A 21923-nucleotide genomic window follows, 5' to 3' on the forward strand; every position below is an offset into this window, starting at 1 on the left:
GGTCCGGCCCGGGTTCGTTGAGGAGGAGACATGAGCGTCGTCGAACAGATGCTGGACGCCCACCCCGGCAACCGGGGCTTCGGGGTCGAGGAAAAGCTCCGGGCCTGTATCGAGGCCTGCGGGGAGTGCGCCCAGGTGTGCACCCTGTGCGCGGACGCGTGCCTGGGTGAGGAGGCGGTGGCGGAACTGGTCACGTGCGTACGCGCCGACCTGGACTGCGCGGACCTGTGCGAGGTCACCCGGAGGGTGCTCTCCCGACGGACCGAGGGCGACGGCGCCCTGGTCCGGGCGCTGCTGAAGGCGTGCGCGGAGGCCTGCCGCATGTGCGGCGAGGAGTGCGAGCGGCACGCCGAGCACCGGGATCACTGCTGGGTGTGCGCCGAGGCGTGCCGCCGCTGCGAGAGCGCGTGCCGTGAGCTTCTCGCGGCCCTGTGAGGGGTCGTGCCGCCGTCGCCTGAAGGAGGGCAACGATGGAATGGCCGACACTCGGCTGGCTGTTCGGGATCCTGGTGGCCATCGCCGTCCCGATCGCGCTGATCTTCCTCGTGCTGTGGATCATCCGTCGGGAGACCATCCGCAAACAGGAGGCCGTGCGCTCACCGGACTACTGGAAGGAGAGGCCGGAGGGCAGGCGGTATCCGACCGGGTGGGACAGGAGCCCCGACCTGGGGAGTCCCAGGCCCGGCGAGGGGGTCGCCCAGGACGATCCCACGGCCGGGGAGGACCGGAAGCCGCCGCCGGAGGGCGGTGACCCGCCCGTGCGCTGACGGGCGTGCAGGCGCTTGCCCCGCCGGGCTCGGTCGGCGGGGCACTCACGTGTCGGACGGGATCCGCGGCCGGGTTCAGACGCGGTCGGCGGGGAAGCCGCCCGTGGCGACCGGCCCCCACCGCCTCGGGGTGAGGCGGAGCAGCGACTTGCCCTGGCGGCGCATGGCCTCGCGGTACTCGTCCCAGTCGGGGTGCTCGCCGGAGATGACGCGGAAGTACTCGACCAGGGGCTCGACGGCCTCCTCGCCGTCGATGACCTCGGCGTCGCCGTCGACCTGGACCCAGGGGCCGTCGAAGTCCTCGGACAGGACCACGACGCTGACCCGGGGGTCGCGCCGGGCGTTGCGGGCCTTGGCGCGCTCGGGGTAGGTGGACACCACGATCCTGCCCTCGGTGTCCACGCCGCAGGTGACCGGCGAGGCCTGGGGCTCGCCGTCGGACCGGCGGGTGATGAGGAGGGCCCTGTGGCGGGGACGTACGAACTCCAGCAGGCCGTCGAGGTCGACACGGGTGTTGGTGGCGATCGAAGGGCTCATCGTCTCGCTTTCGCTGTTCGCGGTGCACGCGCCCATCGCGTGGACCGGGCCAGCGTATCCCCGCACACGTCAGGAGCGCCGGGGCCGACGCGGCCCCGGCGCTCCTGACAGTCGCTCTTACTCTTCCCCGAAGTCCTCCCGGCTGATGTTCTCCTTCTTCATCTTGTCCTGGAGTTCGGCTTCCAGCTCTCCCCGGGTGTCGGGACCCTGCGAGTCGTCGCTGTGGTCGGCGTTGACGACCTGGTCGGTGTCGCTGGTCTTGGGCCTGGACTCCTCCGGAACGCTCATGTCCGGGCCTCCTCCCTAGTCGGATGCTCTGGGCAGCCCCTACCCGGCGTCATCAACGATCACACGCCCCTGGTTCCTCAGGAATCCCAGTGGTGACCGAGGTCGCAGTGGGAGGGCCATCCCCGCGTGCGCGGGGAGCACGGTCTGGGCCTGCACGAACCTTTTGCGCAGGAGGGACCATCCCCGCGTGCGCGGGGAGCACAGTCAACGACCAGCGAAATTACCAGCGGCAAGCGACCGTTTTTCCAACTTCTCGGAATTCAGACATAAGACCCAAAAATTCCAAGGGCTCGACTGCAAAGACGTGGCTAGCGTCGCTTGTTCGTCTGAGAGCTCTTGAGGAAGGCACGCCACTCGGCGCCGGGAAAAGTGAGAGCACCCAGCTCGCGGTGCCTGGTGTCGCGAACAGCAGACGAACCGCCCAGTTCTGCCACCTCAACACATTCACCGTGTGCGGCACTGTAACTCGACTTGAACCAGGCCACCGATCCATCGTCGACGAACAAGGCGCTCATTCCTTCCTGCTTCTGTGGTCGGCGGCTATCCGCTCCAGAAGCTTCCGGGTGGGACGCCCCTCGTCCAGGGCGGACGCCCGAAGCCGGTTGAAGAGAACCGCGTACTCTTCCAGATCCTCAGGGTCGGTCAGGAAGAGACTCGCCGCCTGGCCCTCCGAATAGACCGCTGTCAATCCGTGGTGACTGACGTGCAGCACGACGAATGCCGGTAGTCGCATGGCAGCGTGCGCACCTGCCGAGAACGCTAGCACTTGGAGGGTGATGTCCGATTCCTGGGCGAGGTCCATCAGGTGCTCCACCTGACCGGCCATCACATCCGGAGGACCGACCTCCTGGCGCAGGGCACCCTCGGCCACGATCAGCCACAGGGCGGGACGCTTCTCCTCCTGGAGGACTCGCTGACGCGCCATGCGCACCTGCAACTCACGATCGGCATCTCCACCAGGCTGGAGAGTCGCGTTGATGATCGCACGCGCATAGCCCTCGGTCTGAGCGATCCCCGGAATGATCTGGGACGAGTAGTACTCGATCGAGGTCGCTTGCGACTCGATGTTGGCGTAGGTCCGGTAACTGCGGTCCAGGTCGAAGGGCTGCCAGCGGTCCGGTTGCCGGGCTTCCCTGCGCAAAGCGAGGATGCGCTCCAACTGGTCTTCGGCCCCATAGATCTGCAGCAGGCGCTCGACAGCGGCAGGGCCGGGCACCGAGCCCCGGTCACCGGGCGTTTCCCAACGGGCGAGACTGCCGCCCGTGGTGCGCGCCGCCTTGACCACCTCGCTGAACTTGCGCTCACCACGCAGACGCCGGAGTTCCTGTGCGAGTTGCCACTGGGCAAGTGTGGGGTTGCGCTCCATGACTGAATCCTGCCTGTTCTCCGCACTACGGACAACTCGGACGACTCCTAGATGAGACTTGTATTTGCGAGTTGCCTAATCTCACTGTAGTCGAAATCTGGCCTTCGGTAGGGATGAACGGCAGATCGCCGCCTGCCTTGTGCTGGGAGTTGCCATGGCTGTGAGCCGTCAGAGGAGCGCCAGGTCGTCAGGAGCGGAGCCTTCCCCGGATCCCGCGTCGGGATGGGAGCGGTTCGGGGAACGGGTCCGAGCGGCCCGGGAATGCCTGGGGCTGTCGGTCGAGGAACTGGCCGAGAACGCCTTCGCCTCTCCCCACCGGATCCGGCAGGTCGAGTCCGGCGCCCCCGAACCCGAACCCGAGCGCAACGACGCCCGCCGTCTGGGCAGCGCCCTCCAGGCCGAAGGCGTGCTGTGGGACGCCTGGGCACAGGTCTTCATCACCGCAGCCCTCCGGGCCGGTGCCACGGTGGCCGATCTGCTCCCCAGGCCTTCCAGGTCCGCGCCTACGCTCCCCTGGTCCTGCCCGACGGCTTCCTCACCGAGGACTACGCCCGCGCGCTGGACCGGGTCGAGCACCCCATGGAGACCGAGTTCCTCATCCGGGACCGGCCCAGGATCCGCGAGATCTGCGGCACGTACCCCGGCCCGCCGTACTACTGCCTCATCCTCGACGAGGCCGCCCTGACCCGCCCGGTGGCCCCCGACGTCATGCGCGACCAGCTCACCCGCCTGCGCGGCCTGGCCACCGGCGACCGCGTCACCGTCCACGTCGTCCCCGAAGGAACCGCACCCCATCCCGGCCTGCGCGGCGCGCTCTGGACCCTCTCCTTCTCCCCGCGCCACAGCCTCGCCACACCCCGCACCCGCGCGGACCGGGCCATCTGGTCACCGACGCCACGCACATCAAGGGCTACACCGGCCTGTTCGCCACTCTCCAGGGCGTGGCCCTGTCGGCCGCCGACTCCCTGCGGCTGCTGGACCAGGTCATCGAACGCTTCCCCGACAGGCCCAGGCGACGCGCCCTCACCGCGGGCCTCCCCCACGGCGTCGGCGACACGTACGGCACCACCGCCACCGGCCGGGCACGTCAAAGCCCTGGCAGGCGTTAGAGCGCCTCCAGGGCACGGCCAGCACACAAAACCCAGCAGAAAAAGGAGATACCGGCATGGTCATTGTGCCGCAGCCCCCTGTCGCCACCGCCCACCCGGAACGGCGCTGGGAGCCGCGCCTGTACCCGGGAACCCTGGCCACCACCGGCCGCGTGCGCTCGGACCTGCGCACCGACCTGGCCCGGCTCACCGGGCTCGGCGGCGACCTGGTCGAGACCGTGGTGCTGTGCGCCAGCGAGATGTTCGCCAACGCCGTCGAGCACCCGCGCTCGGGAGAGGCCGACGGCCGGGTCATCCGCACCCTGGCCGTCCACACCGCACCGGGCGCCGGAAGCGTGCTGCGCCTGTCGGTCATCGACGACGGTGCCAGGGGCACCAGGCCCCTGGTGCCCCGTCAGCGCACGGCCGGGGAGTGGTGGGAGGCCGAGCGAGGCCGGGGCCTGCTGCTCGTCGAGCACACGGCCGCCGACTGGGGCGCCCGTCCCGTGCTGGACTTCCCCTTCTGTGCGGGGCTGGACACGGTGACCTGGGCCGAGTTCGCCCTTCCCGTCCCGGCGAGGGCCGAACCCGGCCGTTGACGGTTCCGGCCACGCGGAAGGTCCCGGGAGCGCCCCCGTCGAACGCGCCCCCGGGACCGCCGGCCGCTCCGTGCCGCCCGCCTCCGCCCTACTTGGCGAGGAAGTTCAGCAGGGCCTCGGTGACCTCCTCGGCGTGGGTCCACAGCAGGCCGTGCGGGGCGCCCTCGATCTCGACGTAGTCCGCCGACGGCAGCAGGGCCGAGAACGCGCGGCCGGTGGCGTCGATCGGCAGGATGTTGTCCGCGGTACCGTGCAGGATCAGCGCGGGGACGTCGATCCTGGGGATGTCGGCGCGGAAGTCGGTGAACCAGGTCAGCGGAGCCGCCGCCGCGGCGACCGCGCCCGAGCCCGCCGCGACGTTCCAGCTGTTGCGGACGGCCTCCTCGCTGATACGGGTGCCCAGGTTCTCGTCCAGGTTGTAGAAGTTCTTGTAGAACTCGGTGAAGTAGGCGTACCGGTCGGCCTTGACGTCGGCGACGACGCCCTCGAAGAACTCCAGGGGCGCGGCGCCGCCGGGGTTGTCCTCGGTCTGGAGCAGGAACGGCTCCAGGGAGGCCAGGAATGCGGCCTTGGCGACGCGGGCGGAGCCGTAGGTGCCCAGGTAGCGGCCGACCTCGCCGGTGCCCATGGAGAAGCCGACCAGGACGGCGTCGGTGAGGTCGAGCGTCTCCAGGACCGTGTTGAGGTCGGCGGCGAAGGTGTCGTAGTCGTAGCCCGTGGAGGGCTGGGAGGACTGGCCGAAGCCGCGGCGGTCGTAGGTGATGACCCGGTACCCGGCGTCGAGCAGGGCGGCGGCCTGCTTCTCCCAGGAGTGGCCGTCGAGCGGGTAGCCGTGGATCAGCACGACCGGCTGTCCGGTGCCCCGGTCCTCGTAGTACAGCTCGATCGGAGTGCTGTTCTCGGTTCCGACGGTGATGCGCCCCATGATGGACCCCTTCCCTCGCTGAGAACGATCGTTCTCATTTGAGCCAATGCGCGAGAACGACCGTTCTCGCTTGCTTCGGAGTCTAGAGAACGATCGTTCTCAGCGCAAGTACACTGGTGGTCATGGACATGGACAACGAGGAGTACCGCCAACGGATCATCGCCGCGGCCGACCGGCTCTACTACACGCGGGGCTTCTCGTCCGTGGGCATGGACCAGCTGCGGGACGCCGCCGGGGTCTCGCTGCGCCGCCTCTACCGGCTGTTCCCCTCCAAGAACGACGTGGTCATGGCCGTCCTGCGGGGTCGGCGGCGGATGTGGGCCGAGAGGCTGGACGAGCACGTGAATGCGGTCGGTACCCCCAGGGAGAAGCTGCTGGCGGTCTACGGGTTCCTGTCCGAGTGGTTCTGCGAGGAGGGCTTCCGGGGGTGCGGGTTCGTCAACGCCTTCGCGGAGCTGGGCGCGGTCAACTCCGACGTCGCCGACATCGCCCGCGAGCACAAGGTGTCCTTCCAGCGCTACCTGGGCGAGCTGGTGGAGCGGATCGGCGTGGACTCCTCCCTGGCCGAGCAGCTCGCGCTCCTGGCGGAGGGCGCGCAGACCACCGCGGCGATCACGGGTCAGGCACAGGCCGCCGACCGGGCGCGCGAGGCCGCCGAGGTGCTCATCGACGCGGCCCTGGACAGAGTCGGATCCGACTCGTGGGGGAAGAACTCCCAGAGCCGCGCCACGAGCGACGTGTAGGCCGGAGCCGTCCCCGTGTGCGTGGGGAGCACCGTCGGCTCCGCCGGTTGGGATGCGCACGGGTGGGACCATCCCCGCACGCGTGAGAAGCGTATCCGAACCGCGGGCAAAGACATCCTGTACCGCAGACCCTCCTCGGGTCACCTCGACACCGGCCAGATTCCTGCCGCGCCCGGACGCGGAAAAGCGCGCGGTGTCAGGACCGGCATGGGCCGCCGGAGGACCGACGGCCCCACGTGGAGGACCGAGGCCAGGGCCGAGGACGGTAGTAGGCCCCGCTCAGCTGGAGGTCGCCGCCGAAGACACCGTAGTACCCCGCCCAGGAGAACTGTTCGACGTCCCTGAACTTCGCCACCGTCCGGCCCAGCCCCCAGAGGGCACTCACACCACCAGCGGCGATCATCGCGTTTCCGGCCACCGGTGCATTCTACTTCCGTTGTCCTGGTTCTCTCTGGTGTCCTGGTCTCCGCTGTTGTTTCTCTGCATGTAGATCTTGTAGATGATTCCGGACACCGTAGCGACCAGCGCGGCCCCTTCCCCGACCAGGGCCAAAGCACCGGGATGGTACACGAACTCCTCTCGCGTGCCGTCGTAATGCGTCCGGGCGAAGAGGAGGGCGAGGTCCTTCTCCACCCCCAGAGGACTGTAGGCCCTACTCATGAGCCCACCGCTTTGCAGATACACGTTGGAGACGGACATCTGTCGGCTCGGCTCTCCCATCGGGCATACTTTCGGTGCCTCTCCCCCGACATCCCTCACCGGGATGCTGATGATTCCGGGGTGGACGTGGTGGATCGCGCCTTCGTGCTCTTCGTTCACGGGGGTCGCCCTTCTGGATTCAGTAGTTCCCCTGGTCCTGGTCCAGGATGATTCCCAAGGTGAAAACCCATGCCGTGCAGGCCGAACGGCGCACTCCGCGGAACCAGGACGAGTCTCCTTCGGCGTGGTCGTCCGGAGGAGGGGCGTGTCGCAGACCGGGGATGAGCGTGACCGCCGAGGCGTCCTGCTCACTGCGCACCGCCACCGCCTGACCGGGAAGGTCGTACTCGGCGAGGAGGCCGTCCAGGTGGTCTTGGAGACGCCTGGTCACGCCACGGCGTCGCCGGGACAGCCGTCCTCGTGCAGCGTCGTGCAGAGGGCCGCCGAGGAAGCGCTCATGGACCCTCCGGTGGAGTCGGTGATGAAACGGGAGTACTCCCCGACGCCGCGACTGAAGACGTAGGCCCACTTCCGCCGTGAGGCCAGGGCGATCGTGCCCCTGCTCCACCTGCGGCGCTTGCTCACCGCGCTCCTGGCGGTGGCCTCCTCGAAGCCTTCGCGACAGGCGTCGACGAAGAGGACGGCGGTGCTGGCCCGCGTGGTCGAGATCATGGGAGCCCACTTGTCGACGGAAGACGCAGGCATCACCCAGGTCGCGGACGCGCTGCACGGCGTCGGAGGGCACGAGATAGTCCACACCCGCGGAGTGGGCGCCGTCGCGTTGGACGGTGAGAAGGGCGGAGTCGGCTTCGGCGAGCGGGTGACGCGCTGGCCGACCGTCCCGGAGGGGTTCGTCGAAACCGTTCGGCGGAGGCCGGCCCCGGAGCACACGGTTCACACCGAACGCCACGGAGTCCCGAGTTCGGTGCTGGTGGCACCCCGCCAGAGCCCCGTCTCCCCGTCCTGGACCAGACACGGCTGCTGGAGCGTGCCGTCGGCCCACCGGCGCATCCACTCGGTGAAGGTGAACTCCTGGGGGAACAGCATCGCGTCCGGATCGTCCTCGGGCGCCGGGTTGGGGTCGATGGCCCACATCCCACCGGACGGGTTGCGGCAGTCGACCAGCGACTCGATGCCACACCCCCAGTCGCACAGAGACAGGAGCGACCCCGCCACAGGCCGCCAAGTCCCGGACCACTCCGCCCGCCGTTCGAAGGCACTGATGATGGAGTGGCCGTTCTCCGGGTCCCGCAGAGGCAACAGGCCGTAGCCGGGGCCGAAGCCCCCGTCGCCGAGTTCGAGATAGCAGCGCCGCAGCAGCGGTGGCAGAGGGCGGCCGAGGAGCTCCTCGCACTCGCGTACCGCCTCCTCGGGGGCGGGTGTCAGCGGCGGCAGCGGGTCGGGCAGCCCCGAGGCGAGCGCGGTGTCGTACTCCGGGGTGCCCTTGAAGTAGACCATCCGCCACGATCCTCGGTCGGCACGATGACGGATCACATCGCCGTCGGCGTCGACCGGCGGACCGAGCCGGTGGTCCAGGTACTCACCGGAAAGCACTCGTGCGCGTACGGCCTCGAACACCGCGTCGTCCTCATGTGTCACGCGGCCAGTGTGCCCACCGCCTGTGGCAGAACCGCCCCCGCCCTGCCCGCCTCCAGAGCCGTCGGCCGCCGAACGCCGTCAACAGGGTCGCGGCCACCGGACCCGTGACCCTTTCCCGCGCCCTCGGTACCCGTGTCCTGTGCGCCACGGCCCGGGGCACGTCGCGGGATTCCCACACGCTCCGGCGCCGCGTGCGGGTCAGCGGTCGATCCACCGCTGCATGTGCTCGGGGTAGCGATCCCCTGGACGTCGACCCGGTCGGCACGCCGGACGGCATCGGCCGGGGCGCGCGACCGTCTCGGCCCGGACGGTCCCTCGTGCGACCGCTGACCCAGATTCCTCCCTTTCTGTTCCATTGGCACTGTTCGTGCCGGTTTTGGGGCACGTGGAGTACTGGACGGGCCAGTTTCCACAGCGAACCGCGCGCGGTACCGCGCCGGGAGGGACTGAAGAGACCATGTCGCACCACTCACCCGAGACGCACACGCTGAAGGTGCCGGGGGCCAGGCTCCACTACGAGGTCCGGGGGTCGGGACCGGTCCTGCTGCTGATCCCGGGCGGCCCGCAGGACGCGGGGGTCTACGACGGGATCGCCGAGCACCTGGCCGACCACTACACGACCGTGGCCTACGACCCGCGCGGCAACTCGCGGAGCACCCTGGACGGCGAGCCGGAGGAGCAGCGGGTGGACGTGCACGGCGACGACGCCGCGCTCCTGATCTCCGAGGTGGGCATCCCCGCCCACGTGTTCGGCAACAGCGCGGGCGCCCACGTCGGGCTCGACCTGGTGGCGCGCCATCCCACACTGGTACGGGAACTGGTCGCGCACGAGCCGCCGTGCCTGACGCTGCTCGACGACCCCTCCGAGATGATGGCCGGCGGCAAGGACGTCTACGACGCCTACCAACGCGGGGGCGTGGAGGCGGCGATGGGCGGGTTCCTGGAACTGAACGGCCTGGACAGCGAACCGAAGCCGGGCGACGGGAGCACACCGGCGGACAACCCGTGGCACCAGGACGCCGAGACCTTCGAGCGCGTCAGCGGGAACTTCGACCACTTCTTCTCCCACGGGCTGATGCCCCTGTCCCTGTACGAGCCCGACGTGGAGGCCCTGCGCACGAGCGGGGTCCCGGTGACGGTGGGCCTGGGCGAGGCGGACGCCGGCAAGGCCATCCACGACATGGGCCTGGCCCTCGCGCTGCGGCTCGACACGGACCCGGTCGCCTTCCCCGGCGACCACCTCGGCTTCGGTTCCCGTCCCGACGCCTTCGCCGACACCCTGCTCCGCGTGCTGGACGGAGGCTGAGCGGCACCCCCGCGGCCCGCCCGAGGACATCCGTGCGGTCCGGGCCGAGAACGCGGCCTTTCCGTCCGGGACTTCAGTCCCTCCGGGCGCCCTCGGGCCAGACCACGTCCACCGGCACGCCCCTGTCCCGTGCCGCCTCGACGGCGTCGCCGGTCCCGCCCCGGCCGCCCGAGGGCCGGCCGTCCCACACCGCGAACATCCGGTCCACGCCGTCCAGGACGGCGTTGTTGGCGTCCTCGTAGGCGGAGCGGTCCGCCCTGCGGTGCGGCATGTAGCGCACCAGCGACGAGCGCACGAGCAGGCCGTCGAACCGGTCCAGGTCGGCGGGCTTGACCTTGGCCTCGCGGTAGTCGGCCGAGGGCAGCACGACCTCCACCCTGCCGCCGGCGTCGAGCACGGCCTCGGCGAAGAGCTGGTCGGCGCCGCGTGCCAGGCAGGAGACTCCGACCAGGCCGTCGCCGGAGTAGGGGGCGAGGGCCTCGTCCAGGGCCTTGCGCACCAGTGCCACGCTGTCGGCGGAAAGATTCGAGTGACCAGTGATTCCGATCCGTGTCACGTCATCCCCTTCACATTTCGCTGATGGTGCAGCAGCGTACGTGACAACTCGTCGCGGACTTCGGCCACCTGCGGGTTACGGTGGTGCGCGGCGGACTCGGTGTACCAGTCGCCCAGGCGCCTGCGCACCCTGCCGGAGTCGAGGGAGGACTCCAGGGCCGCGGCCTGGCGCACCACGCGGGCGGACTCGGCGGGCTCGTCGAGCAGCAGGTAGGTACGCCCGAGCCCCACGAGGTCGAACGCCCTGCCGCGTTTCCTGGCCGGGTCCCTGGACCGCAGCGCCCGGGTGATGTAGGCGGCGGAGGACTCGGCGTGCCTGTACCGGGCGCCGCGGTCCTCGCGGCTCGCGGCCAGGTCGCGGTAGCGGGCGCCGACCACCCCCGACAGCTCGGCGTGGTCGAAGCCTCCCGTCCAGCCGAGCGCCTCCTGCGAGCCCTCCTCCTCCGTTTCCCCGGACGCGAGGAGGTCCTCGGCCTGGACGACCGTGCGGCGGTAGGCCTCCGGCCGCCCCATCCGCGCGTAGGACCAGCCCTCGCGCGTGCGCAGCATGGCCCGCACCCGCACGGGCGCCCCGGCCGCGTCCGCTCCGTCGAGCGCGAGGCGGCAGATGTCGAGGGCGTCGTCGGGCCGGTGCAGGTCCAGCATCTGCCGGGCCATGGCGGCCAGGACCCCGACGCCGTAGGCGCGGTACCCGGGTCCCGCCTGGTGGAGCGCGCGCAGGGACAGGGTGTAGTACCTCTGCGCCGTCGGGTGGTCCCCGGCGTCGAAGGACATCGAGGCCACGATCTTGGACAGCTCGGCCATCACCGCGAACAGCCGTGCCTGGACGGACGCGGACTGGGGGTGCTCGACGAGCTCGGAGACCTCCGAGAGCTGGCCGATGACGGCCTTGCGCCGGATACCCAGGCGCCACCGGTCGTCCCAGTGCCGCAGCGCCACGGTGGCGGCCTCGATGCGGCACAGTTCCGACTCCCCGATGGTGCCGCGGCCCCGGCCGGGATCGGCGGCCCGGGGCATCGACCAGTGTTCGAGCGTCTCCGTCAGCGCGGCGCCCACGAGGAGCGCTCCCCCGACCGCGAATGCGTCTCTGCGTTTCATCAGGTCCTTCAGCGTGATCTCGACGATGTCCTGCGCCGTTCTGGCCGCGGACCGCGAATCGCCTTCCTCCACCGAGGCATCCGCCCAGGAAACACCTGCCGAATACTCTTCGTCCGCGTCTGCGAGGCCCAGTGTTCGGCGAGCTCGGGAGGGCATCGCCAAACCGTCGGCGATGCGCTGCCACGTCTCCAGCGCGGTGACCGCGCGTTTTCCCGACATGATCGCGCTCACGTGCGGCTGGGCCATGTCGACGGCGGATCCGATCGCCTGCTGGCTCGCGCCCGTGTACTGGCGCAGGAGCCCGAACAGGGCGCCGGCGTCCCGTTCGGTGAGCGATCGGCGGACGTCGGCGCGGGACCAGAAGGAGGGTGGCGGGGAGGGGAAGGGGGCGACCAGGGATTCTGCCATACATACCGCCGGTGTATATCGGCACGGGATTCCGTCTTGGCTGACATAGGGTGTTGTGTCTCGCTTAGTAATCCTTACCCGAAAACACCCGTTCCCGTAATGGAAAAAGGACCTTGCTCCGATCCGTTACGTGATCACCCGAGGAGGAAGAACGGTGACCTCCACCGCACATGGCGGACACGGCGTCGGGTCCGGGGCCCGCGGGCTCCGGACCGCCGTCCCCTCCGGCCGCGGAGGCGGGCGGCGCGATGACCGGCGCGGAAGGCGTCCGCGATGATCCCCCCGCACCGAAGGATGGTCGAGGACCTCGCCGGGCGGGGCGTCCTGTCCCCCGACTGGCGCTCCGCCTTCGCCGCCGTCCCCCGGCACCTGTTCCTGCCGGACGTGATCGCCGACGCCGACACGGGCGGGCGCGTGGACCGGGAGGTGGACGAGCGGGGGTGGATGGAGGCCGCCTACGCCGACGCCGCCGTCGTCACCCAGGTCGACGACGGGGCCCGCCACGGGCCCGGTGAGCCGACGTCCTCGTCCCCGGCTCCGTCCGCGGCGGCCGAGGCCATGCGGCTTCTGCGGGCCGTTCCGGGGATGCGGGTGCTGGAGGTGGGTACCGGCAGCGGGTACGGCGCCGCCCTGCTCTCGCACCTGCTGGGCGACGACGCCGTCGTGTCGGTGGAGATCGACTTCGAGCTCGCCGAGCGCGCCCGGATCAGGCTGATGAGCGCGGGGTTCACGCCGCTGGTGGTCGGCGGGGACGGCATGCAGGGCTGGGCGGGCCGCGCCCCCTACGACCGCGTGGTCAGCGCCGTGGCGGTGCGCCGGGTCCCCTACGCCTGGGTGGCGCAGTCCCGGCCCGGCGGGCGGATCCTGACGCCGTGGGGCAACGCCTTCCACCACGGGGCCCTGGCCGACCTGGTGGTCGGGCCGCGCGGGACGGCCCAGGGGAGGTTCGTCGGACACGCCGACTGCGTGTGGGCGCGCGCGGACCGGGCCCCGCGCCGACTGCTGGAGACCTACGTCCGAGCGAAACCCGACCACGCCGCCACGCGTATCCGGCTGGGCCCCGAGGACCTGCTCGACGACCGCGACGCCTCCTTCGCCGTGGGTCTGCAGATGCCCGGCGTGTACCGGCGCGTGCGGCACACGGGGGAGGCCGGGGACCCCCGGGTCTACCTGGTGGATCCGGCCACGGGGTCCTGGGCCTCCTGGCACGCCGCCCCCCGCCACGGGGAGTCCGGCCACGAGGTGCGCCAGCACGGCCCGCGGAGCCTGTTCACCGAACTGGAGGCCGCCCGCCTGCGGTGGGTGGAGGCCGGGCGGCCCGCGTACACGCGGTTCGGGCTGACCGTCTCCGCCGAGCACCAGCTGGTGTGGCTCGACGACGAGGACTCGGTCCTCGCCTCGTCGGGATAGGGCCGGGCCGGAGGGAACGCCCGTGTCCGAGGGCCGCCGTCCGCCCGGAGGAACCAGCCTTCTGTCGCCCCGACCGCACCCCCGATCCGAGGAACCGAGATGACCGTCCTGCCCCAGCCCCGACGCCCGATCGACCCCGGCAGGCGCTGGACGCCCCGCACCTATCCCGCGAGTCCGTCCGCCGTCGTCCGGCTCAGGGCCGACCTGCGCGCCGACCTGGCCCAGGTGGCCGGGACCAGGGGAGAGCCGACCGCGGCCGTGGTGCTGTGCGCCAGCGAGATGTTCGCCGACACCGTGGACCACGGGCCGCCCGGCGAGGGCCCGGAGGAGGTGGTGTGCGTGCTGTCCCTGCACCACCTTCCGGAGGGCGGGCGCGTCCTGCGGCTGTCGATGGCCGGCCAGGGGGTCGCGGACGCCTCCGCGCGCGGCCCGTGTCCGCCCCCGGACAGCGGGAGGCGCGGCGACCGGTCCGGACACTGGCACGAGGGCGTCCGGGGCCGGGGGCTGCTCCTGATCGACCACCTCGCCGCGCGCTGGGGGACCCGGCGCACCGCGTCTCCCGGCGGGGAGGGCGGCGTCGTCTGGGCCGAGTTCGACCTGTCTCCGGAACGGGCGTAGGGGGCGCTGGGGAACCCGGTCCGGGGGTGCGGGCGCGCATCCTCATCCGCGCCGGGGCAGGGTGGCGGGGAGCCCGAAGTGTCCGAAGAGGGTGGTGTCGAAGAACATCACCGTGTGGACGACCTCCCCTCCCGTGGGGGACAGGCCCAGGACCTGGATGCCGAACGCCCGGTGGAGGCCGTCGCCGCCGCGCATGTACACCGCGAAGGCGGGCTGCCCGTTGGCGGCGGTCGGCACCAGCGCCATGTCACCCGGCCCGCTGGCCGGGCACTGGGCGGTGATGAGGCGGCCGATGCGCTCTCTGCCGCGCACCCAGGTGGCGAAGGGAGGCATCTCGAACACCGCGTCGGCGGTGAACAGCGAGGTGATGGCCGCGATGTCGTAGGACTCGAACGCGGCGACGTAGCGCGCGAGGGTCTCGCGCTGGGCGGGCCGGGGCTCGGACACCTCCTCCTCGCTGGGGGTCGCCCGGGCCAGTTGGGCGCGGGCCCGCTGGAGCAGGCTGTTCACCGCGGGCACGGAGGTGTCCAGGGTGTGGGCGACCTCGGCGGCGCTGAAGCGCAGGACGTCGCGCAGGATCAGCACCGCCCTCTGCTTGGGCGGCAGGTACTGCAGGGCCGCGACCAGGGCCAGGCGCACGCTCTCGCGCGCCTCCACCACCGTGCCCGGGTCGTCGGCGCCGACCAGGGCGTCGGGCACCGGTTCCAGCCAGGGCACCTCGGGCCGGTCGGCCAACTCGCCCTCGGGCTCGTCGGTGGGTCCGCCGAGCCCGGTGGGCAGGGGGCGCCTCCGGCGCTTGTCCAGGGCGGTGAGACAGGCCGTGGTGGCGATCCGGTGGAGCCAGGTGCGCAGGCTGGAGCGGCCCTCGAACCGGTCGTAGGCCCTCCAGGCGCGCAGGTAGGTCTCCTGCACCAGGTCCTCGGCGTCGTGCACCGACCCGAGCATGCGGTAGCAGTGCGCGAACAGCTCTCTCCGGTACGGGGCGGCGAGCTTCACGAAGTCCTGGTCAGACGCGTGTTCCACCACGGCCGTCACGTTACGCCTCCTGTACGACAGAACACACGTTCCCGAACGGGTCGGCGAACCAGGCGACGACCGGGTCGCTCCGCGAGACCCCCCTCTCGTCCTGGCCGAGGCCCTCGTAGCGCAGCATCCGGACCCCGCGGCGGACGAGTTCGTCCACGGCGGAGTCGATGTCGTCCACGGGCAGGTTGAGCACGGTGAAGTCGGCGGGCTCGTGGTCGGGCTTGGGGTACACGAGGATGCCGCGCCCCTCCCCCAGGTCGATGCGGAGCAGGCCGTGCTCCTCCATGCCCTCGACGGGGCCGATCGTGAGCCCGAGGGTGCCTCCGTAGAACTCGCCGGCCCCGTCGGTGTCGGGAACGGCGAAGGAGCCGAAGGCCCTGTTGCCGTCGAACACGGTGTCCTCCCCTACTCGCCGCTCTCCATGGCGGCGCGGTGCTCGTCGCTGAGCTGGATGATCTGGACGTAGTTGCCGTCGGGGTCCACGGCGGTGCCGAACAGGCTGCCGTCGCGGTCCTCCAGGGGCGCCAGCCAATCGGTGCCCCGCTCGTCCATGCGGGCGGCGATGGCGCGGGCGTCGTCCACGTCGAAGTTGAGGATCATGCGGACGGGCTCGCCCGCCTTGGGCCCGACGTCGTCGCGGCGGTCGATGAGCAGGTGGAAGGCGCCGAAGCGCAGGACACGGTAGCCGTCCATGTCGTTGACGCCCTGGGGCGCCAGGACGGCGGCGTACCAGTCGCGCAGCCGGTCGGGGTCGGTGGTGGCGAGCAGGAGGCTGTCGAGGCTGGGGCGGTTCATGGTGTCCTCCGTCGATGTCGTGTGGATCGTGTGGCCCGATGCGGGCCAGGTGCGGTCCGAGTCCGGTTCAGGCCCGGTCCGGTCCGGGTCCCGTCTCCGGTGCCGCTCACCCGTACCGACTCCCCGCCGGGGTCGGACTCATCGGCCTCCGGGCCCTTTTCCCCGGCCTTCTGCGCCGGGCTCCCCGCCGGTGCGTCCACCGGTTCCCCCGCCGCCTCCTCCGCCGGCCGGTCCGCCGCCGTCGGCGCCGAGCGCAGCAGGACGAGGGCGAGCGTCCCGAACACGACCATGGCCGCGAAGCCGGCCGCCCCGGCCAGATTGAGGCCGTCCGTGAAGGCCTCGCGCGCCGGTCCGAGCAGCCTCCCGGCCAGGTCCGCGGGCAGTTCCTCGGCGACGGAGACGGCCGCGGGCAGGGTCTGCCCCGCCTCCTCGGGCACGCCCTCGGGAAGGACCACGTTGGCGCGATAGACGGCGGAGGCCAGGCTGCCCAGTACGGCCACGCCCATGGCGACGCCGAACTCCCCGCCGGTCTCGGACATCGACGCGGCGGCTCCGGCCCTCTCCCTGGGCGCCGACCCCACGACGATGTCGGTGCCCAGCGCGCCCCCGGGGCCCAGGCCCGCGGAGGCCAGCACCAGTCCGGCGACGACGATCAGGGTGCCGCCCTCGGCGGGGGCCAGGAACAGCAGGGCGAACCCGGCCGCGGTCACGAACATGCCGCCGCCGATGACGTTGGCCCGTCCGATCCGCGCGGCCAGCGGCGCCGCGGCCATGGTGGCGGCGATCATCACCAGCGCCCCGGGCACCTGCCACATCCCCGCGGCCAGCGGGGAGTGTCCGGCGACCATCTGCAGGTACTGGCTGAGCAGCAGGAACGTGCCGCCCATCGCGACCGCCCCCACCGCCATCACGGCCAGGGCGACGCCGAACGAGCGCTCGCGGAACAGTCCGAGGTCCAGCAGCGGGTCGGACAGGCGCAGCTGTCGGCGCACGAACACCGCGCCCACGGCCAGCCCGAGGGCCACCGCCGCGAACGGGGCGGGGCCGGGTCCGTGCTCGGCGAGGGACTTGAGCCCGTAGACGATCGGCAGGATGGCGGCCAGGGACAGGGCGACGCTGGTCAGGTCCAGGCGCCCGGATCCGGGAGAGCGGTACTCGGGCAGGAGCAGGGGCGCGCACACCAGCAGCAGCACCATGACGGGGACGCCGAGCAGGAACACCGAACCCCACCAGAACCACTGCAGGAACAGCCCGCCCACCACCGGGCCGACGGCGGTACCGCCCATGAAGCAGCTCATCCACACGGAGATGGCCACGGCGCGCTGGCGGGGGTCGGTGAACATGTTGCTGATCAGGGCCAGGGCGGAGGGCATGAGGGTGGCTCCGGCCACGCCCATGAGGGCGCGGGTGAGGATGAGCGCCCCGGCACTGGGCGCGAACGCCGCGGCCACGGAGGCCGCTCCGAAGACGGCGGCGCCGACCATCAGCAGGCGCCTGCGGCCGACGCGGTCGCCCAGGGTGCCCATGGTGATGAGGAACCCCGCGATCATGAAGCCGTACACGTCCATGATCCAGAGCAGCTGGCTGCCGGAGGGCCGCAGGTCGGCGGCCAGGTGGGGCAGTGCCAGATAGAGCACGCTCATGTCCAGGGACAGCAGCAGGGTGGGCAGCGCCAGCACGCCCAGCCCGAGCCACTCGCGCCCTCCCGCGCGTGCGGGGGTCGGTTTCTCGCCGTTCATCGCGGCCTTCCTCGTCCGTCGGTTCCGCCCGGGGCGGTTCGTTCACACGTACGGACATGGTCGGCGGCGGGGACTCATCGGGCCGGGCAAAAAAGACCGGACGGTTTTCGGAGCCTGCGTTGACAGACAGTGCTGACCTGGATTGATAGCGTCGAGCGGCCATGCGTGCACCGGGAGTGCCGGGCGGCGCGCGCCGTGCCGCCCGGCCCGCGGAAGAGGAGAGGGAGACACCCATGCGAGCCGTGGTCTTCGAGAACTACGAGCAGTTCCCGTCCCTGAGGGACGTCCCCAAACCCGAGCCCGGCCCCGGGGAGGTACTGCTGCGGGTGGCGGGCTCCGGCGCGTGCCACTCCGACGTCAGCGTCTACCGCCACTTCAGGGAGGGCCAACCGGGGGCGCAAAAACCCCCGTTCGTCCTGGGGCACGAGAACTCCGGGTGGGTGGAGGCGCTCGGCGAGGGTGTGAGCGAGCGCGTCGAGGTCGGCGGAGCCTACCTGGTGTACGGGCCGACCGGCTGCGGCCAATGCCGCAAGTGCGCGCGGGGGCAGGACACCTACTGCGAGAACGCCGCCACGATGCCCTACATGGCGGTCGGCCTGGGGCGCGACGGCGGTATGGCCGAGTACATGACCGCGCCCGCCCACCACCTGGTCCCCCTGGGCGACGCCGACCCGGTGGACGCCGCTCCGCTGTCGGACGCGGGCCTGACCCCGTACCACGCGGTCAAGGAGGCGCTGCCGCACCTGGAGGGCGGCGGTCGCCACGCCCTGGTGATCGGGCTGGGCGGCCTGGGGCAGATCGGCGTGCAGATCCTGAGGGCGCTGACCGGCGCGACGGTGATCGCCACCGACCTCAAGGAGGAGGCCCGGGCCGAGGCCGAGTCCCACGGCGCGATCACCGTGGGCGCGGGCGAGCGGCAGGTCGAGGAGATCCGCGAGGTCACCGGCGGCCGGGGCGTGGACGCGGCCTTCGACTTCGTCGGCGCCACCCCGACCATCACCACGGCGGCCGCGGTGATGGCCCAGGGCGGACGGCTGACCGTGGTGGGGATCGCGGGCGGCACGCACCAGTTCTCGTTCTTCACCAACCCGTACGAGTCCTACGTCACCAACACCTACTGGGGCACGGTGGGGGAACTGTGGGAGGTGGTGGACATGTACCGGGCCGGGCAGATCCGCCCGGAGGTCGAGCGGTTCTCCATGGACGAGGCGCTGGAGGCCTACCGGAGGCTGGAGGAGGGGGAGGTCTTCGGCCGCGCCGTGGTGGTGCCCGGCGGGGGCTGACCCGTCCCGCACGGGGCCCGGGACGGCTCCGCCCCCGCACTGACGCCCGGCGGCCCCCGGGTTCCCCGCGGGGCCGGTGGACTGCCAGGATGCCGTGTGCACCGTTAGGAACCGTGAGGAGAGACATGGACCTGGGAATCGCGGGAAGGGTCGCGCTGGTCACCGCCGCCAGTTCCGGCCTGGGGCGGGCCATCGCCGTCGCCCTGGCCGCCGAGGGCGTGCACGTGGCCGTCACCGGCCGCGACGAGGAGCGCCTGGAGGCCGCCGCGGCGGCGTGCGCCGAGCATGGCGTGTCCGCGCTGGCCCTCACGTGGGACCTGGCCGACCACGGGCGGGCGCCCGAGATCGCCGGACGCGTGGCCGAGGAGCTGGGCCCGGTGGACATCCTGGTCAACAACACCGGCGGGCCGCCGCCCACCCCCGCCCTCGGGCAGGACGCCGGGCTCTGGGAGGAGATGTACGGGGCCATGGTGCTGCCGGTCGTCCGGCTCACCGACGCCGTGGTCGGCGGGATGCGCGAGCGCGGCTGGGGACGGATCATCACGAGCACCTCGTCCGGTCCGATCGCGCCGATCCCGAACCTGGGGATCTCCAACAGCCTGCGGGCCTCGCTGCACTCCTGGTCCAAGACGGTGTCCAACGAGGTCGCGGCGGACGGGGTGACCTCGAACGTGATCGTGCCCGGCCGGATCTCCACCCCGCGCACGGACTCGCTGGACCGCGCCCGCGCCGAGCGCGAGGGCCGTCCGCTGGAGGAGGTCGAGAGCGACGCCCGCTCCGCCATCCCCGCCCGGCGCTACGGCAGGCCCGAGGAGTACGGGGCGGTGGCCGCGTTCCTGGCCGGCAGGCAGGCCGCCTACATCACCGGCTCGGTGGTGCGGGTGGACGGCGGCCAGATCCCCGCGGTGTAGGACCGGCCTCTCCGGGGACCGGCGGCCCGGGGAGGCCGGTCCACGTGCGGCGGAGCACGCGTACCCGTGGCGGGCGCCGCCGCGGCCGGAGGGCTCCGGCGCGGCGCCCTCCACCTGGGGCGGCGCGGCGTCCGGTGTGGCCAGTACCACGAAGGCCCGCCCGAAGGCGCGTCTTTGTGGACATCCGCCCCCACTCGTCACACTCTGGGTCGATGAGCCTGAAGAACCGCCTCCAGAAGCTCGACAAGAAGGTCTACGACCGGGTGACCGGGCTGGGCCCGCCCGCTCTGGACCCCTACACGCCCAAGTTCGTGCAGGCGACCGACAACATGGCGCCCTGGTTCCTGATGTCGGCCACCCTCGCCGCCACGGGCGGGCCCCGGCTGCGGCGCACCGCCCTGCGCGCCATCCTGGCCGCGGGGACCGCCAACACCGTCTCCGCGGTGGTCAAACAGCTGTCCAACCGGTCCCGTCCGGACAACTCGGCCGTACCTCGGGCGCGGTCCCCCTACCGCTCCTATCCCAGCACCTCCTTCCCCTCCGGGCACACCGCCGCCGCGGCGGCCTACGCGGGCGGGATCATCGCGGACGCGCCCAGGCCGCTGGCCGCGCTGGCCGTCACCATGGCGGGCGCGGTGGCCTTCTCACGTGTGCACAGCGGCGTCCACTATCCCGGCGACGTGCTCGCGGGCATGGCCATCGGCTCCGGTGCGGCCGTGCTCGCCCGGATGGTGGTGCCGCGCCGCCCCGAACTGGTCTTCGGCGCGGGGGCGGTGTCCGACGGGGAGGCGGACGTGGACCCCGAGGGTTCCGGGGTGACGGTGGTGGTCAACCCGCGCTCCGCCGCGGGCGCGGTGCCCTCCCTGCCCGCCGCCGACGTCACGAGCAGGGTGGCCCGGGCGCTGCCCAAGGCGCGGATCCTCCCGCTGTCGGCGGAGGACGACGTGGCCGAGGTCATGGACCGGGCGGCGCGCACCTCCGACGTCCTTGCGGTGGCGGGCGGCGACGGCACCGTCAACGCCGGAGCGCACGCGGCCCTCGAACACGACCGGCCGCTGCTGGTCCTGCCCGACGGCACCCTCAACAACTTCGCCCGCACCCTGGGACTGACCTCGGTGGAGGTCGCGCTGCGGGCGTTCGCGGACCGGAGGCTGGCCCGGGTGGACGTGGGCGAGGTGGACGGACGGACCTTCCTCAACACCGCGTCGTTCGGTTCCTACCCGCGCATGGTGCACCGGCGCGACCGGTGGGCGGACCGGATCGGCAAGTGGCCCGCGTTCGCACTGGCCCTGTGGCGGGACCTGCTGGAGGTGAGCCCGACCGCGGCGCTGGTGGACGGCGAGCCGACCAAGGTGTGGTGGGCGTTCGTGGGCAACTGCCAGTACCGCACGCACGCCCGGGTGCCCGCACTGCGCGAGCGGCTGGACGACGGATGGCTGGACGTACGGGTGCTCACCGCCCGGGAGCCCTTCCCCCGGATGCGCGCCCTCGCGGACGTGCTGCTGGGACGGTTCTCGCGCAGTGAGGGCTACTCGGAGCGGTTGACCACGGGGCTGTCGCTGGCCATCAGGGGCGAGCCGAGGCTGCTGGCCGTGGACGGAGAGGTGATGGAGGGTTCGAGGACGGTCGTCTTCACCAAGCGGCGCGCGGTCCTGCGGGTGTTCGTGCCCGCGCTCAGCCCCGGCCGGTGATCGACGGGCAGCGGAGTCCGCGGCCGCGGCGCCGGGTGGCTCCCCGGTCGGTGTCGCTGCCCAGCAGGAGGCTGAGCCCGGCTCCCAGGAGCCAGGCGTCCTTGGAGAGGGGAAGGCCCTGCTCGGTCGGGCGCAGGCTGTTGGGCCGGCGCATCCCCGGGGTGCGCAGGTACAGGCCGAACAGGCCCGCCCCGAACGCGGTGAGGCCCGCGCCGGCGATCCGGCTGGGGACGACGGGGAGCAGCAGGACGGTGCCCAGGGTGATCTCCGCGGTCGACAGCAGCCGCGCGAAGGTGGCGGGTTCCATGTCCTTGAGGAAGGGGTAGGTTCCCGCCGCCATGCCGTGGAGTCCCTGGGCCGCCTCCTCGTCGGCCCCGCGCTTTTCCAGTCCGGAGTTGAGCACGAACGCTCCCGTGACGATGCGCAGGGGCAGGTCGCGCGTGCTGAGAGGCAGTTTCATGATCGCTCCATG

At 71.9% G+C, this 21923-nt stretch carries 26 protein-coding genes and 3 pseudogenes; 13 read left to right on the forward strand and 16 right to left on the reverse strand.

Features of this window, described 5'->3' with window-relative positions; genetic code table 11:
* Window positions 1-30 precede the first annotated feature (30 nt).
* A complete protein-coding gene (locus A6A08_RS25405) occupies window positions 31-435 on the forward strand; it encodes a four-helix bundle copper-binding protein (RefSeq protein WP_073705173.1) in 405 nt (134 codons plus the stop codon).
* Between the two features lie 35 nt (window positions 436-470).
* Window positions 471-767, forward strand: a complete 297-nt coding sequence (locus A6A08_RS25410) for a hypothetical protein (RefSeq protein WP_073705174.1) — start codon at window positions 471-473, stop codon at window positions 765-767.
* Window positions 768-842: 75 nt separating this feature from the next.
* Here the strand turns inward: A6A08_RS25410 and A6A08_RS25415 are convergent, their stop codons facing one another.
* The 4 genes from A6A08_RS25415 to A6A08_RS25425 form a co-directional block, all read right to left on the reverse strand.
* Window positions 843-1304 carry a PPOX class F420-dependent oxidoreductase gene (locus A6A08_RS25415; protein ID WP_073705175.1) on the reverse strand — a complete coding sequence of 154 codons (462 nt, stop codon included), beginning with the start codon at window positions 1302-1304 and terminating at the stop codon, window positions 843-845.
* Window positions 1305-1421: 117 nt separating this feature from the next.
* Window positions 1422-1592 carry a hypothetical protein gene (locus tag A6A08_RS28390; protein ID WP_199867042.1) on the reverse strand — a complete coding sequence of 57 codons (171 nt, stop codon included), beginning with the start codon at window positions 1590-1592 and terminating at the stop codon, window positions 1422-1424.
* Between the two features lie 308 nt (window positions 1593-1900).
* Window positions 1901-2107 carry a DUF397 domain-containing protein gene (locus A6A08_RS25420; protein ID WP_073705176.1) on the reverse strand — a complete coding sequence of 69 codons (207 nt, stop codon included), beginning with the start codon at window positions 2105-2107 and terminating at the stop codon, window positions 1901-1903.
* Window positions 2104-2958 carry a helix-turn-helix transcriptional regulator gene (locus A6A08_RS25425; protein WP_073705177.1) on the reverse strand — a complete coding sequence of 285 codons (855 nt, stop codon included), beginning with the start codon at window positions 2956-2958 and terminating at the stop codon, window positions 2104-2106. The genes A6A08_RS25420 and A6A08_RS25425 overlap by 4 nt, the downstream gene beginning before the upstream one ends.
* A 154-nt stretch (window positions 2959-3112) precedes the next feature.
* On the opposite strand from A6A08_RS25425, the pseudogene A6A08_RS29415 reads away from it, so the two are divergent.
* From A6A08_RS29415 to A6A08_RS25435, 4 genes and pseudogenes are all read left to right on the forward strand, one after another.
* Window positions 3113-3370 (forward strand): annotated as a pseudogene (locus A6A08_RS29415) (multiprotein-bridging factor 1 family protein); the annotation flags it as partial.
* Window positions 3370-3813: pseudogene (locus A6A08_RS29420) on the forward strand (Scr1 family TA system antitoxin-like transcriptional regulator); the annotation flags it as partial. The pseudogenes A6A08_RS29415 and A6A08_RS29420, both read left to right, overlap by 1 nt.
* 86 nt (window positions 3814-3899) lie before the next feature.
* Entirely contained in the window at window positions 3900-4067 is a 168-nt protein-coding gene (locus tag A6A08_RS28070; protein ID WP_158069303.1) for a hypothetical protein, read from the forward strand.
* 56 nt (window positions 4068-4123) lie between these two features.
* A complete protein-coding gene (locus A6A08_RS25435; RefSeq protein ID WP_073705179.1) occupies window positions 4124-4645 on the forward strand; it encodes an ATP-binding protein in 522 nt (173 codons plus the stop codon).
* Between the two features lie 88 nt (window positions 4646-4733).
* Here the strand turns inward: A6A08_RS25435 and A6A08_RS25440 are convergent, their stop codons facing one another.
* Window positions 4734-5570, reverse strand: a complete 837-nt coding sequence (locus A6A08_RS25440) for an alpha/beta fold hydrolase (protein WP_073705180.1) — start codon at window positions 5568-5570, stop codon at window positions 4734-4736.
* Window positions 5571-5692: 122 nt separating this feature from the next.
* On the opposite strand from A6A08_RS25440, the gene A6A08_RS25445 reads away from it, so the two are divergent.
* The gene (locus tag A6A08_RS25445) at window positions 5693-6313 is read left to right on the forward strand and encodes a TetR/AcrR family transcriptional regulator (RefSeq protein ID WP_242422897.1); all 621 of its coding nucleotides are present in this window, start codon (window positions 5693-5695) and stop codon (window positions 6311-6313) included.
* Window positions 6314-6712: 399 nt separating this feature from the next.
* Here the strand turns inward: A6A08_RS25445 and A6A08_RS25455 are convergent, their stop codons facing one another.
* The 4 genes from A6A08_RS25455 to A6A08_RS28395 all read right to left on the reverse strand — a co-directional run bounded on the left by A6A08_RS25455 (window position 6713) and on the right by A6A08_RS28395 (window position 8611).
* Complete coding sequence (locus A6A08_RS25455; RefSeq protein ID WP_143181839.1) at window positions 6713-7132, reverse strand: hypothetical protein; 420 nt, start codon at window positions 7130-7132, stop codon at window positions 6713-6715.
* 19 nt (window positions 7133-7151) lie between these two features.
* Window positions 7152-7403 carry a hypothetical protein gene (locus A6A08_RS25460; protein ID WP_073705183.1) on the reverse strand — a complete coding sequence of 84 codons (252 nt, stop codon included), beginning with the start codon at window positions 7401-7403 and terminating at the stop codon, window positions 7152-7154.
* Window positions 7400-7684 carry a hypothetical protein gene (locus A6A08_RS25465; protein ID WP_073705184.1) on the reverse strand — a complete coding sequence of 95 codons (285 nt, stop codon included), beginning with the start codon at window positions 7682-7684 and terminating at the stop codon, window positions 7400-7402. Before A6A08_RS25465 ends, A6A08_RS25460 begins: the two co-directional genes overlap by 4 nt.
* Window positions 7685-7906: 222 nt before the next feature.
* Window positions 7907-8611: an SMI1/KNR4 family protein gene (locus tag A6A08_RS28395; protein WP_199867043.1), complete on the reverse strand. Its 705-nt coding sequence runs from the start codon at window positions 8609-8611 to the stop codon at window positions 7907-7909.
* Window positions 8612-9068: 457 nt separating this feature from the next.
* On the opposite strand from A6A08_RS28395, the gene A6A08_RS25475 reads away from it, so the two are divergent.
* Entirely contained in the window at window positions 9069-9917 is an 849-nt protein-coding gene (locus A6A08_RS25475) for an alpha/beta fold hydrolase (RefSeq protein WP_073705186.1), read from the forward strand.
* Window positions 9918-9990: 73 nt separating this feature from the next.
* Here the strand turns inward: A6A08_RS25475 and A6A08_RS25480 are convergent, their stop codons facing one another.
* Both A6A08_RS25480 and A6A08_RS25485 read right to left on the reverse strand, forming a co-directional pair.
* The gene (locus tag A6A08_RS25480) at window positions 9991-10473 is read right to left on the reverse strand and encodes a hypothetical protein (protein ID WP_073705187.1); all 483 of its coding nucleotides are present in this window, start codon (window positions 10471-10473) and stop codon (window positions 9991-9993) included.
* Entirely contained in the window at window positions 10470-11978 is a 1509-nt protein-coding gene (locus A6A08_RS25485; protein ID WP_073705188.1) for a helix-turn-helix domain-containing protein, read from the reverse strand. Before A6A08_RS25485 ends, A6A08_RS25480 begins: the two co-directional genes overlap by 4 nt.
* Window positions 11979-12251: 273 nt before the next feature.
* On the opposite strand from A6A08_RS25485, the gene A6A08_RS25490 reads away from it, so the two are divergent.
* Both A6A08_RS25490 and A6A08_RS25495 read left to right on the forward strand, forming a co-directional pair.
* On the forward strand, window positions 12252-13388 hold the full coding sequence (locus A6A08_RS25490; RefSeq protein WP_073705189.1) for a protein-L-isoaspartate(D-aspartate) O-methyltransferase: 1137 nt from the start codon (window positions 12252-12254) through the stop codon (window positions 13386-13388).
* Window positions 13389-13487: 99 nt separating this feature from the next.
* Window positions 13488-14006: an ATP-binding protein gene (locus A6A08_RS25495; RefSeq protein WP_073705190.1), complete on the forward strand. Its 519-nt coding sequence runs from the start codon at window positions 13488-13490 to the stop codon at window positions 14004-14006.
* 42 nt (window positions 14007-14048) lie between these two features.
* On the opposite strand, the gene A6A08_RS25500 is transcribed toward A6A08_RS25495, so the two are convergent.
* The 4 genes and pseudogenes from A6A08_RS25500 to A6A08_RS25515 form a co-directional block, all read right to left on the reverse strand.
* Window positions 14049-15041, reverse strand: coding sequence for a sigma-70 family RNA polymerase sigma factor (locus tag A6A08_RS25500; protein ID WP_073705191.1), 993 nt, complete (start codon window positions 15039-15041; stop codon window positions 14049-14051).
* Window position 15042: 1 nt separating this feature from the next.
* Window positions 15043-15426, reverse strand: a complete 384-nt coding sequence (locus tag A6A08_RS25505; protein ID WP_073705192.1) for a VOC family protein — start codon at window positions 15424-15426, stop codon at window positions 15043-15045.
* Between the two features lie 11 nt (window positions 15427-15437).
* Window positions 15438-15827, reverse strand: coding sequence for a VOC family protein (locus A6A08_RS25510; protein WP_073705193.1), 390 nt, complete (start codon window positions 15825-15827; stop codon window positions 15438-15440).
* A gap of 233 nt (window positions 15828-16060) precedes the next feature.
* Window positions 16061-17566: pseudogene (locus A6A08_RS25515) on the reverse strand (MFS transporter); the annotation flags it as partial.
* A 233-nt stretch (window positions 17567-17799) separates the two neighbouring features.
* On the opposite strand from A6A08_RS25515, the gene A6A08_RS25520 reads away from it, so the two are divergent.
* The 3 genes from A6A08_RS25520 (at window position 17800) to A6A08_RS25530 (ending at window position 21451) form a co-directional block, all read left to right on the forward strand.
* A complete protein-coding gene (locus A6A08_RS25520; protein WP_073705195.1) occupies window positions 17800-18849 on the forward strand; it encodes an NAD(P)-dependent alcohol dehydrogenase in 1050 nt (349 codons plus the stop codon).
* Window positions 18850-18974: 125 nt separating this feature from the next.
* Window positions 18975-19760, forward strand: a complete 786-nt coding sequence (locus A6A08_RS25525; RefSeq protein ID WP_073705196.1) for an SDR family oxidoreductase — start codon at window positions 18975-18977, stop codon at window positions 19758-19760.
* Between the two features lie 212 nt (window positions 19761-19972).
* Window positions 19973-21451, forward strand: a complete 1479-nt coding sequence (locus A6A08_RS25530; protein ID WP_073705197.1) for a bifunctional phosphatase PAP2/diacylglycerol kinase family protein — start codon at window positions 19973-19975, stop codon at window positions 21449-21451.
* Here the strand turns inward: A6A08_RS25530 and A6A08_RS25535 are convergent.
* Entirely contained in the window at window positions 21435-21911 is a 477-nt protein-coding gene (locus A6A08_RS25535) for a hypothetical protein (RefSeq protein WP_073705198.1), read from the reverse strand. The genes A6A08_RS25530 and A6A08_RS25535 overlap by 17 nt on opposite strands.
* Window positions 21912-21923 lie beyond the last annotated feature (12 nt).

Source organism: Nocardiopsis sp. TSRI0078 (assembly GCF_001905145.1).
GTDB lineage: Bacteria > Actinomycetota > Actinomycetes > Streptosporangiales > Streptosporangiaceae > Nocardiopsis.

What these genes read in the sequence shown, in the direction of transcription:
- A6A08_RS25405 (WP_073705173.1), top strand. Translation starts at nt 31, where the DNA reads ATGAGCGTCGTCGAACAGATGCTGGACGCCCACCCCGGCAACCGGGGC.
- A6A08_RS25410 (WP_073705174.1), top strand. Translation starts at nt 471, where the DNA reads ATGGAATGGCCGACACTCGGCTGGCTGTTCGGGATCCTGGTGGCCATC.
- A6A08_RS25415 (WP_073705175.1), bottom strand. Translation starts at nt 1,304, where the DNA reads ATGAGCCCTTCGATCGCCACCAACACCCGTGTCGACCTCGACGGCCTG.
- A6A08_RS28390 (WP_199867042.1), bottom strand. Translation starts at nt 1,592, where the DNA reads ATGAGCGTTCCGGAGGAGTCCAGGCCCAAGACCAGCGACACCGACCAG.
- A6A08_RS25420 (WP_073705176.1), bottom strand. Translation starts at nt 2,107, where the DNA reads ATGAGCGCCTTGTTCGTCGACGATGGATCGGTGGCCTGGTTCAAGTCG.
- A6A08_RS25425 (WP_073705177.1), bottom strand. Translation starts at nt 2,958, where the DNA reads ATGGAGCGCAACCCCACACTTGCCCAGTGGCAACTCGCACAGGAACTC.
- A6A08_RS25435 (WP_073705179.1), top strand. Translation starts at nt 4,124, where the DNA reads ATGGTCATTGTGCCGCAGCCCCCTGTCGCCACCGCCCACCCGGAACGG.
- A6A08_RS25440 (WP_073705180.1), bottom strand. Translation starts at nt 5,570, where the DNA reads ATGGGGCGCATCACCGTCGGAACCGAGAACAGCACTCCGATCGAGCTG.
- A6A08_RS25445 (WP_242422897.1), top strand. Translation starts at nt 5,693, where the DNA reads ATGGACATGGACAACGAGGAGTACCGCCAACGGATCATCGCCGCGGCC.
- A6A08_RS25465 (WP_073705184.1), bottom strand. Translation starts at nt 7,684, where the DNA reads ATGATCTCGACCACGCGGGCCAGCACCGCCGTCCTCTTCGTCGACGCC.
- A6A08_RS25475 (WP_073705186.1), top strand. Translation starts at nt 9,069, where the DNA reads ATGTCGCACCACTCACCCGAGACGCACACGCTGAAGGTGCCGGGGGCC.
- A6A08_RS25485 (WP_073705188.1), bottom strand. Translation starts at nt 11,978, where the DNA reads ATGGCAGAATCCCTGGTCGCCCCCTTCCCCTCCCCGCCACCCTCCTTC.
- A6A08_RS25490 (WP_073705189.1), top strand. Translation starts at nt 12,252, where the DNA reads ATGATCCCCCCGCACCGAAGGATGGTCGAGGACCTCGCCGGGCGGGGC.
- A6A08_RS25495 (WP_073705190.1), top strand. Translation starts at nt 13,488, where the DNA reads ATGACCGTCCTGCCCCAGCCCCGACGCCCGATCGACCCCGGCAGGCGC.
- A6A08_RS25510 (WP_073705193.1), bottom strand. Translation starts at nt 15,827, where the DNA reads ATGAACCGCCCCAGCCTCGACAGCCTCCTGCTCGCCACCACCGACCCC.
- A6A08_RS25520 (WP_073705195.1), top strand. Translation starts at nt 17,800, where the DNA reads ATGCGAGCCGTGGTCTTCGAGAACTACGAGCAGTTCCCGTCCCTGAGG.
- A6A08_RS25525 (WP_073705196.1), top strand. Translation starts at nt 18,975, where the DNA reads ATGGACCTGGGAATCGCGGGAAGGGTCGCGCTGGTCACCGCCGCCAGT.
- A6A08_RS25530 (WP_073705197.1), top strand. Translation starts at nt 19,973, where the DNA reads ATGAGCCTGAAGAACCGCCTCCAGAAGCTCGACAAGAAGGTCTACGAC.
- A6A08_RS25535 (WP_073705198.1), bottom strand. Translation starts at nt 21,911, where the DNA reads ATGAAACTGCCTCTCAGCACGCGCGACCTGCCCCTGCGCATCGTCACG.